Annotated in this window: 9 protein-coding genes; 6 read left to right on the forward strand and 3 right to left on the reverse strand. The window is 73.6% G+C overall.

What is annotated here, in order from left to right; genetic code table 11:
- Positions 1-1,502: transposase (locus tag ACFXHB_RS43405; RefSeq protein WP_380582536.1), on the forward strand; the 1,502-nt coding region annotated here is incomplete at its 5' end.
- A gap of 152 nt (positions 1,503-1,654) precedes the next feature.
- On the forward strand, positions 1,655-2,965 hold the full coding sequence (locus ACFXHB_RS43410; protein WP_380582538.1) for a DUF2254 domain-containing protein: 1,311 nt from the start codon (positions 1,655-1,657) through the stop codon (positions 2,963-2,965).
- Between the two features lie 53 nt (positions 2,966-3,018).
- Here ACFXHB_RS43410 and ACFXHB_RS43415 read toward each other — a convergent pair whose 3' ends face one another.
- Positions 3,019-3,963, reverse strand: a complete 945-nt coding sequence (locus ACFXHB_RS43415) for a serine/threonine dehydratase (RefSeq protein WP_380582540.1) — start codon at positions 3,961-3,963, stop codon at positions 3,019-3,021.
- A gap of 326 nt (positions 3,964-4,289) precedes the next feature.
- Between ACFXHB_RS43415 and ACFXHB_RS43420 the strand changes: the two genes are divergently transcribed.
- Positions 4,290-5,183: an EamA family transporter gene (locus tag ACFXHB_RS43420; RefSeq protein ID WP_380582542.1), complete on the forward strand. Its 894-nt coding sequence runs from the start codon at positions 4,290-4,292 to the stop codon at positions 5,181-5,183.
- 58 nt (positions 5,184-5,241) lie between these two features.
- Here the strand turns inward: ACFXHB_RS43420 and ACFXHB_RS43425 are convergent, their stop codons facing one another.
- Together ACFXHB_RS43425 and ACFXHB_RS43430 are read right to left on the reverse strand one after the other, a co-directional pair.
- A complete protein-coding gene (locus tag ACFXHB_RS43425) occupies positions 5,242-5,607 on the reverse strand; it encodes a hypothetical protein (RefSeq protein WP_380582544.1) in 366 nt (121 codons plus the stop codon).
- A complete protein-coding gene (locus ACFXHB_RS43430; protein WP_380582546.1) occupies positions 5,604-5,918 on the reverse strand; it encodes an SAV_915 family protein in 315 nt (104 codons plus the stop codon). Before ACFXHB_RS43430 ends, ACFXHB_RS43425 begins: the two co-directional genes overlap by 4 nt.
- A gap of 236 nt (positions 5,919-6,154) precedes the next feature.
- Here ACFXHB_RS43430 and ACFXHB_RS43435 point away from each other — a divergent pair, with 236 nt between their 5' ends.
- From ACFXHB_RS43435 to ACFXHB_RS43445, 3 genes are all read left to right on the forward strand, one after another.
- Positions 6,155-6,580, forward strand: coding sequence for a helix-turn-helix domain-containing protein (locus ACFXHB_RS43435; protein WP_380582548.1), 426 nt, complete (start codon positions 6,155-6,157; stop codon positions 6,578-6,580).
- Positions 6,573-6,929: a DUF4180 domain-containing protein gene (locus ACFXHB_RS43440; RefSeq protein ID WP_380582550.1), complete on the forward strand. Its 357-nt coding sequence runs from the start codon at positions 6,573-6,575 to the stop codon at positions 6,927-6,929. Before ACFXHB_RS43435 ends, ACFXHB_RS43440 begins: the two co-directional genes overlap by 8 nt.
- A gap of 264 nt (positions 6,930-7,193) precedes the next feature.
- Complete coding sequence (locus ACFXHB_RS43445) at positions 7,194-9,416, forward strand: NADP-dependent isocitrate dehydrogenase (RefSeq protein WP_380582552.1); 2,223 nt, start codon at positions 7,194-7,196, stop codon at positions 9,414-9,416.
- Positions 9,417-9,516: the final 100 nt, after the last annotated feature.

The following is a 9,516-nucleotide window of genomic DNA, read 5'->3' on the forward strand; positions in this document are numbered from 1 at the left end:
GCCTCGCGGTCCTGCTGGTGCTGCAGTTCGTGGAGGGGTTGACGGACCGCCAGGCGGCAGAGGCCGTGCGGGCCAGGATCGACTTCAAGTACGCGCTCGGGCTTGAGCTGGACGACCCGGGGTTCGACTTCTCGGTGCTGTCGGAGTTCCGGGACCGGCTCGCCGGGGCTGACGGCGGGCGGCGGGTGCTGGACGGTGTGCTGGAAGCGGCCCGGGACAAGGGGCTGCTCAAGAACACGGGCCGGGCGCGGACCGACTCCACGCACGTGCTGTCCGCGGCGCGTGAGCTGTCCTGGCTGGAGCTGGTGGCGGAAACCTTGCGGGCGGCGTTGAACAGGACCGCCCAGGTCGCGCCCGACTGGCTGATCGAGGTCGCCGAGCCGGACTGGTTCCGCCATTACGCCACCCGGGCCGAGGAATCGCGTTTCCCCAAGGCCCGTGCGAAGCGCGACGAGGTGGGCGCGCGGATCGGGCGGGACGGGACGCGGCTGCTGGAAGCGGTCTTCGCCGCCGGCTCTCCCGGGAGTCTGCGCGTGCTCGACGAGGTAGAGGTCCTGCGGCGGGTCTGGGTCCAGCACTTCCACCAGGTGGACGGCGAGGTGGTGCGCAGAGGCCCAAAAGACCGGCCACCAGGCGCGATGCGCCTGGTCACCCCCTATGACCGCGAGGCACGCGGCAGCGTGAAGCGGGACACCATGTGGGACGGATACAAGGTCCATTTCACCGAGACCTGTGAGGAGGATGCCCCGAACCTGGTTACCAACGTGCTGACCACGGTGGCGACCGTCCCGGACATTGTGGTGAGCGCGCGGATCCACGCCGCCCTCGCCGCACGCGACTGCCTGCCGGGTGAGCACTGGGTGGACGCCGGCTATCCCACCGCCGCTCAGGTCCTGACCGCCCGTGACCAGTACGGCATCGCGCTGCACGGGCCCTTGGCCGACAACACCTCTGCGCAGGCGGACGGTCCCTTCACGCTGGACGCGTTCACGATCGACTGGGAGCGGCGGCGCACGACCTGCCCGAACGGCGTCTCCACCACGCACTGGTATCCACGCGCCGACTCCAAGGGCCTGCCCGTGATCCGCGTGCGGTTCCCCGCCGGCAGCTGCGATCCATGCCCCGACCGACCGGTCTGCGTGCGCTCGGTTCCCGGCCGCGGCCGGGAGATCATGCTGCGACAGCGACCGGCCGAGCACGACGCCATCCGCAGAATCCGCGCCGAGCAGCAGACCGATGCCTGGAAGCAGCGCTACAAGATCCGCGCCGGGGTCGAGGGCACCATCTCCCAAGGGGTAGGACGCTGCGACCTGCGCAGATCCCGTTACCAGGGCTTGGCCAAGACCAGCCTCCAGCACCAACTCACCGGAGCCGCGCTCAACCTCGTCCGCATCGACGCCCACCTCACCGGCACGCCCCGAGCCCGCACCCGAACCAGCCACTTCGCAGCGCTTCGCCCCGCCGACCAACCAGTCGGCGGGGCGAAGCAGGGCCCGAATTAACCAACAGCGTCCTCCGGAGGGGCGGCCCCCGCGACCGCCGCCGGCGTGTCCCGACCGGCCGCCCCGGCCGGTGTGCGACCGCGCGACGCCGCGCGCCGACCCGGCCGCGGCCGATCCGGCCGCGGCGCCGGGGCACGGCCTAGCCTGGGGCGATGACCGATCGTCGGCCCGTCCGCTACCGCCCGCTGTCCCCGCTGCGCGAGCACCTGCGGGAGTCCTTCTGGTTCGCCCCGCTGGTGACCTGCGTCGCCGCGGTGCTGCTCTCCGGGGTGACGGCCTGGCTGGACGAGGCCGTGGTCACCGCCACCGTCGCCGAGAGCGGCTCCGCGGACGAGCTGATGCGGTTCACCGGCGCGGCCAAGAGCGTGGTGTCGACGGTGAGTTCGGCGATGCTCACGTTCATCGGCGTGGTCTTCTCGATCTCGCTGGTCGCCCTGCAGATGGCCGCGAGCCAGTTCTCGCCGCGGGTGCTGCGGCTGTACGTGCGCAGCCGGCTCACCAAGGCCACCTTCTCGGTCTGTCTGGCCACCTTCCTGTTCGCGCTGCTGGTCCAGCTCAGCTACGACGACGCCACCGACCCGGCCGAGGTCACCTCGGTGCCGATCTTCTCCGGCCTGGGGGCCCTCCTGCTGGTCCTGCTCAGCCTGGCCCTGTTCGTGCTCTACGTGCAGTCCACCATGCGGCTGCTGCGGGTGCCGCACGTGATCGACCGGGTCGCGAACGAGTCGGTGGCCGTGATCCTCCAGTACCGGCTGATGCCGCCCGGGGCCCGGCCGCCGGATGTCCCCGAACAGGCCCTCACCCTGCTCCACGAGGGGCGCTCGGGGGTGCTGCGCGACGTCAACATCGGCCGCCTGGTACGGATCGCCCGCAGGCACGGCGTGGTGCTCCATCTCGTGCCCAGGATCGGCGACTTCATCACGCCCGGCACGCCGATCGTCCGGGTGACCGGGGCCGTCGGCCGGCCGCCGCGTCCGCGCCGGATCGCCCTGGCGCTCAACGTCGGCGTCGACCGGACGATGCACCAGGACCTCAGCTTCGGCTTCCGCCAGCTGGTCGACATCGCGATCCGCGCGCTGTCGCCCGCCGTCAACGACCCGACCACCGCGGTGCAGGCGGTCGACCGGATCCACCAGCTGCTCGGGATGCTGGTCCACGAGGCCTTCGGGGACCTCTGCTTCCGCGACCGGGCCGGCGCCGTCCGGCTGGTGGAACCGGTGCCGGACTGGCAGTCCGTGGTCGATCTCGCGTTCACCGAGATCCGGCTCTGCGGCGCCGGTCACCCGCAGGTGACCCGCCGGTTGGTCGCCGCCCTGGACGACCTGCTGCGGGTCAGCCCCGCGGCACGTCGACCCCCCCTCATGGAGCAGCGGATCCTGTTGGAGCGCGCGGTGGCCGCACAGCTGCCCGACCCCGAGGTGCGTACGTTCGCCCTGGTGCCGGACCGGCAGGGCATCGGCTGAGCGGCCCCCAGGGGGCGTCAGGGGGCGGCCCCCCGGAGGGGCGGGCGGGCCCGTTAGCCGGCCACCACCAGGTCGGACGGGTCGGTGTTGGCGCCGCAGAGCAGGACGGCGATCCGCTCGCCGTCCGCACCGTCGGAGCCCGCCGGGCCCGTCACCGCGGCGAGCGCGGTGGCGGCCGCGTGTTCGACGGCGATCCGGCGCTCGTCCCAGAGCGCCTGCCGGGCCTCGACGATGGCGCTGTCCGGCACCAGCACCGTCCGGACACCGTCCTGTCGGGCGGCGTGCACGGCGAGTGCGGTGGCCCGTCGGGCGCCCAGCGAATCCGCCGCGACCGACTCCACCGCGACGTCCACCGGGTGGCCGGCCGCCAGCGCCGCGCCCAACGCCCGGCTGCCCACCGGTTCCACCGCCACCACCCGGACGCCGTGCTCGCGCGCCGCGGCGGCCACCCCGGCGAACAGCCCGCCGCCGCCGACCGACACCACCACGGTGTCCAGGCCGGGCACCCGGGCCAGGATCTCCTCCAGCACCGTACCGGCCCCGGCCGCGATCAGCGGGTGGTCGTACGCGTGCGAGGCGAGGGCGCCGCTGCCCGTCGCGAACTCCTCGCAGGCGGCCAGCGCCTCCGCGTACTCGCGGCCCGCCAGCCGTACCTCGGCCCCGTAGGAGCGCAGCCGGGCCACCTTGACCGGGGGCGCGGTCTCCGGCAGGAACACGGTGGCCCGCACGCCGAGTTCGCGGGCGGCCCAGGCGCAGGCCAGGCCCGCGTTCCCACCCGAGGCGATGGTCACCCCGGCGGGCGGCAGGGTGCCCGCCTCGGTGTGCGCGAGCAGGAAGTTCTGCGCCCCGCGCGCCTTGAAGCTGCCGGTGTGCTGGAGGTACTCCAGGGCCAGCCAGAGCCGCCCCTCGTCGTCCCCGGGCGCCACCGTCACGGGGCGCACCCGCCCCGCGATCCGCCGCCCGGCCGCCTCGACCTCGCCGTACGTCAGGTGCTCCACGCTGCTGTTCCTCTCCGTCCGGGGTGGAAGCCGACGTCCACCTCGCCACCGCCGACGGTACGTCGCGGCGGTCCGCGAGCAGAAGATCACGACCGCTCGGCGGCCGCGGCGCAGGGGTCGGTCCCCGACGGTCGCGACGGCCCGCGGCGCGGGGCCGACCGCGTAGGCTGAACGTCATGCGTTCCGTGATCCTGCCGCCGCCCGTCCGCTAGCGGGCGGCCTACTCCACGAATCCCAGCCCGGCGGCGCCGCTGCCACCGGGCCGGTGGATGCCGCCCGCGCCGACCGCGGACCTCATCCGGCCCACCGTCGTGGAGAACCAACGCATGACCATGCCTGCCACCGTGCCGCTCCGGCACGGCCTGCTGTCCATCTCGGCCGCCGCCGTCGCCTGGGGCGTCGGCGGGGCCGTCGCCGCCCTGCTGCTGCGGACCTCCGGGCTCGGCCCGGTGGCCGTCTGCTTCTGGCGGTTCGCCGTCGCGGCCGGTTGCCTGGCCCTCGCCCCCACCGGTCGGCGCCGCGCCGGCGGGCGCCCCGGTGCCCGCGGCGCGGCCGTCCTCACCGGCCTCGGGCTGGCGGTCAGCCAGTGCGCCTACTTCGGCGCGGTGCAGTACGCCGGTCTCGGCCTCGGCACCCTGATCACCATCGGCGCGGGGCCGGTCCTGACCAGCCTCGGCGCCCATCTGCTGCTCGGCGAGCGGCTCACCCTACGGGCGTCGGCCGCCGTCGCGCTCGCGCTGGGCGGTCTCGCGCTGCTGGTCGCCGCCCCGGCGGCCGGGCCGCGTCCGCTGCTCGGGGTCGGGCTCGCCGTGCTGGCGGGCGCCGGGCAGAGCGGTCTCACCCTCTGGGCGCGTGGCGGCGGTTCGGCCCGGGCGAGCGGTGGCGCCTTCACCACGGGCCTGCTCTGCCTGCTGCCCCTGGCCGCCGTCGAGGGGGTGCTGCCGACGGCGGGCGGTCCGGCGCTGACGGCGGGCGCGCTGCTCTTCCTGGGGACGGTCCCGACCCTGCTCGCCTACCGGTGGTACTTCACCGGTCTGACGGCCGTGCCCGGTGCCACGGCCGCCGTCCTGGTGCTGCTGGAACCGGCGACCGCCGTGCTGATCGCCGTCGTCTGCTTCGGCGAGCCGGTGACCCCGGGGTTGGCGACCGGCTCGGCCCTGCTGCTGGCGGCCATCGCGGTGCTCACCCGCGAGGCCGGCCGGTCGGCGGAGCCCGCGTAGCGGCCCCGCCCGTGCCCTCCTTCGTCACGCCGACGGGGGAGGGTACGGGCGGCCGGTCCTACGGCACCGGCCGCAGGGTCGGCGGACGCGGCGTCAGGGCGCGCAGGACGAGGTCCACCTGGACGCGCGCGGCGCCCGAGCGCAGCAGCGTGGTGGAGATCGCCCGCAACTCCTCGGGACCGGTACAGGCGAGGCGCAGTTCGAGGTCGGCGCCGCCGGCCAGGGTGAACCCGCTCTGGACGGCCGGGAACTCGGCGGCCAGCCGGTCGAAGTCCAGCGGTACCGGGCCGAAGCCGACCCGGACCAGGGCGTGCAAGGGCCGCTCGTCCCCGGTGCGCGCGGCCCCGTCGGTCCGGGCGGCCGGTTCGGGCCGTCGGACCGGTTCGGGGGGCCGGGCGCCGGCGATGAGCCGGAGCGCCGTCACCGGTGCTGGAGCTGAGTCCGGCCGGCCGGTGCGGTGTGCTCGGCGGGTGCGGGGCCCCGGGTGGGCCGGGCGGGCGGCGCCACCAGCTTCGGGTCCAGCACGAGGGCGTCCACGCCGAGCGGCGCCGTGAGCGCCCGCAGTGCCGGCTCGGCGAGTTCGGTGAAGGCCTGGTCCGGTCCGAGGAGCGCGGTCAGCGCCTCGGTGGTGGCGAAGCCCACCGCGCAGCGGCGGCCGTCGCGCAGGCGGAAGAGTCGGAGGGCGGTGGTGGATCCGGTGACGGTGACCGGGACGTGCCAGACGACGCGGGCCATGCGGGTGCTCCCGAAGAGTGGTGGGGCCTGCCGGAATTGCTTACTCCGACGCTAGGGCGGTTTCGGCCTGTCGGTCGCTGTCCTGACGCCGCGTTGACCGAATGCGGTGCTGTGTTGACGGAGTCCTGACGGTCCCCGGGCTTCCGCTTCGTCCGGCCTTCCCTATCCTTCCCTTTCCGGATCATCGTCATGGTAGTTTGCGTGATGATAGGGAAGTCGGAAGGGAGTGAGGCCTGGTGGCGCAGTACTACTCGGTGGAGCAGGTGGCCGAGCTGCTGGGTCTGCACGTGCGCACCGTGCGCGGCTACGTCCGGGACGGCCGCCTCCGGGCGACCAGGATCGGCAAGCAGTACCGGATCGCGGCCCAGGACCTCGCGGCGTTCACCGGAGCCCCCGCGGCCGAGCCGCCGGCGGCTCCGCGCCATGCCGAGGCCTCCACCATCGTGCAGATCGACGCGATCGGGACGGTGGAGGCCGCCCGGCTGGCAAACACCCTGATGGCGGCGGTCGCCGGGCCCCGCGAGGGCAGCCCGCTCCGCGTCCAGACCCTGCACGACGAGCAGCGCGCCACGCTCAAGGTGGTCATCCTCGGCGAGCTGGCCGACACGGCCGAGCTGCTCGTCATCGTCAACGCACTGATCGGGGAGAACAACGATGTCTGAGTCCGCCGTCACCGTCCTGCGCCTGGCCGTCGACGGACCGCCGGTGCGCGACGAGCGGGACGCCACCGACCTGATCGGCGACGCGTTCGGGGCCGGCGCCGCCTGGGTGGTCGTGCCCGTGGAGCGCCTGGCGGAGGACTTCTTCCGGTTGAGCACCAAGGTCGCCGGCGGGATCGCGCAGAAGTTCGCCACCTACCGGGTCGGCCTGGCCGTCATCGGCGACATCTCCCGCCACACCGCGGACAGCGGCGCGCTGCGGGACTTCGTCCGGGAGAGCAACCAGGGCGGCCAGCTGTGGTTCCTGGACGACGAGGCCGCCTTCGACGCCCGGCTCGGCGTCCGGCCGTGACCGCCGTCCGCTCCGCGCCGCTCGCGGTCGAAGCCCTGGTCGGGAGCGCCGCCGTACCCCCCGGCACCGCCCGCGGCGCCGCCGCGGCACCCGCCCGGCGCTCCGCTCCGCTTGCCCGGCGCCCGTCCCGGGACGACGGTGGAGCTGACCGCCGCCGGCCCGCCCGGGCGCCGGAGCGCGCTCCGGGGCGGGGGGAGGTGGAGCGAAGGGGCGAACACGAGATATCTTGACATCAAGACGTTGGAGACGTGAAGCGGAGTACCGATGACTGACTCGACCATCATCTATACGCACACCGACGAGGCGCCGGCCCTGGCAACGTACTCGTTCCTGCCCGTGGTGCAGGCTTACGCCTCGACGGCGGGTGTACGGGTGGAGACCCGCGACATCTCCCTCGCCGGGCGGATCATCGCGAGCTTCCCGGAGCGTCTGGAGGAGGGCCAGCGGATCGAGGACGCCCTCGCCGAGCTGGGCGAGCTCGCCAAGACCCCGAGCGCCAACATCATCAAGCTGCCGAACATCTCGGCCTCCATCCCGCAGCTGAAGGCGGCCGTCGCCGAGCTGCAGGCGCAGGGCTACGCGCTGCCGGACTACCCGGACGACCCGCGGACGGACGAGGACAAGGACGTCCGGGCCCGCTACGACAAGGTCAAGGGCAGCGCGGTCAACCCCGTCCTGCGCGAGGGCAACTCCGACCGCCGCGCCCCCGCGTCGGTCAAGAACTACGCCAAGACGCACCCGCACCGCATGGGCGCCTGGACGGCCGACTCCAAGACCAACGTCGCGACCATGGGCGAGAACGACTTCCGTTCCACCGAGAAGTCCGCCGTGGTCTCCGCCGCGGGTTCGCTGCGCATCGAGCTGGTCGCCGAGGACGGTACCGTCACCGTGCTGCGTCCGTCGGTTCCGGTGCTGGCCGGTGAGGTCGTCGACGCCTCGGTGCTGCGCGTCGCCGAGCTGCGCGCGTTCCTGGCCGCCCAGGTCGCCCGCGCCAAGGACGAGGGCGTGCTGTTCTCGGTGCACCTCAAGGCCACCATGATGAAGGTCTCCGACCCGATCATCTTCGGCCACGTGGTCCGCGCCTTCTTCCCGAAGACCTTCGCCAAGTACGGCGAGGCGCTGGTCGCCGCCGGTCTGAACCCGAACAACGGCCTCGGCGGCATCCTCGCCGGCCTGGAGAAGGTGCCCCACCTGGGCGCGGAGATCCAGGCCTCGTTCGAGGCCGAGCTGGCCGAGGGCCCGGCCCTGGCCATGGTCGACTCCGACAAGGGCATCACCAACCTGCACGTGCCGTCCGACGTCATCGTCGACGCCTCGATGCCGGCCATGATCCGCACCTCCGGCCACATGTGGGGCCCGGACGGCAACGAGGCCGACACCCTGGCCGTGCTGCCGGACAGCAGCTACTCCGGTGTGTACCAGGCCGTCATCGACGACTGCCGCGCCCACGGCGCCCTCGACCCGGCCACCATCGGCTCGGTGCCCAACGTCGGTCTGATGGCCCAGGCCGCCGAGGAGTACGGCAGCCACGACAAGACCTTCGAGATCGCCGCCGCCGGTACCGTCCGGCTCGTCGACGCCGAGGGCGACGTCGTCCTGGAGCAGGCCGTCCAGCCCGGCGACATCTTCCGCGCCTGCCAGACCAAGGACCTGCCGATCCAGGACTGGGTCAAGCTCGCCGTCACCCGCGCCCGCGCCACCGGCGACCCGGCCGTCTTCTGGCTGGACGAGGGCCGCGCGCACGACGCCGTGCTGATCGAGAAGGTCAAGACCTACCTGCCGGAGCACGACACGGCCGGCCTGCAGATCGAGATCAAGACCCCGGTCGAGGCCACCAAGTTCTCGCTGGAGCGCATCCGTCGCGGCGAGAACACCATCTCGGTCACCGGCAACGTGCTTCGCGACTACCTGACCGACCTCTTCCCGATCCTGGAGCTGGGCACCAGCGCCAAGATGCTGTCGGTCGTCCCGCTGATGAACGGCGGCGGCCTGTTCGAGACCGGCGCCGGCGGCTCCGCCCCCAAGCACGTCCAGCAGCTGGTCAAGGAGAACTACCTGCGCTGGGACAGCCTGGGCGAGTTCTTCGCGCTGGCCGCCAGCTTCGAGCACCTGGCCCAGACCGCCGACAACGCCCGCGCCCAGGTGCTGGCCGACACGCTGGACCGCGCCACCGGTACCTTCCTCAACGAGGACAAGTCGCCGAGCCGCCGCCTCGGCGGTATCGACAACCGCGGCAGCCACTTCTACCTCGCCCTGTACTGGGCCCAGGAGCTGGCCCAGCAGACCGCCGACACCGAGCTGGCCCAGGCGTTCGCCGGTCTGGCCAAGGTGCTGGCCGAGCAGGAGCAGGCCATCGTCGAGGAGCTCGTCGCCGTGCAGGGCTCGCCGGTCGACATCGGCGGCTACTACCAGCCCGACCCGGCCAAGGCCGCGGCCGTGATGCGCCCGTCGAAGACCTTCAACGAGGCGCTGGCCAACCTCGGCTGACCGTAGCCGGGACGGTGCCGGCGGCACGCCGGCACCGAGCCGTCCGGAGAGGCCCCCGGGTCCGCGCACGCGGACCCCGGGGGCGCGCCGGCACCCGTGG

It is taken from the genome of Kitasatospora sp. NPDC059327 (assembly GCF_042752535.1).
GTDB lineage: Bacteria > Actinomycetota > Actinomycetes > Streptomycetales > Streptomycetaceae > Kitasatospora.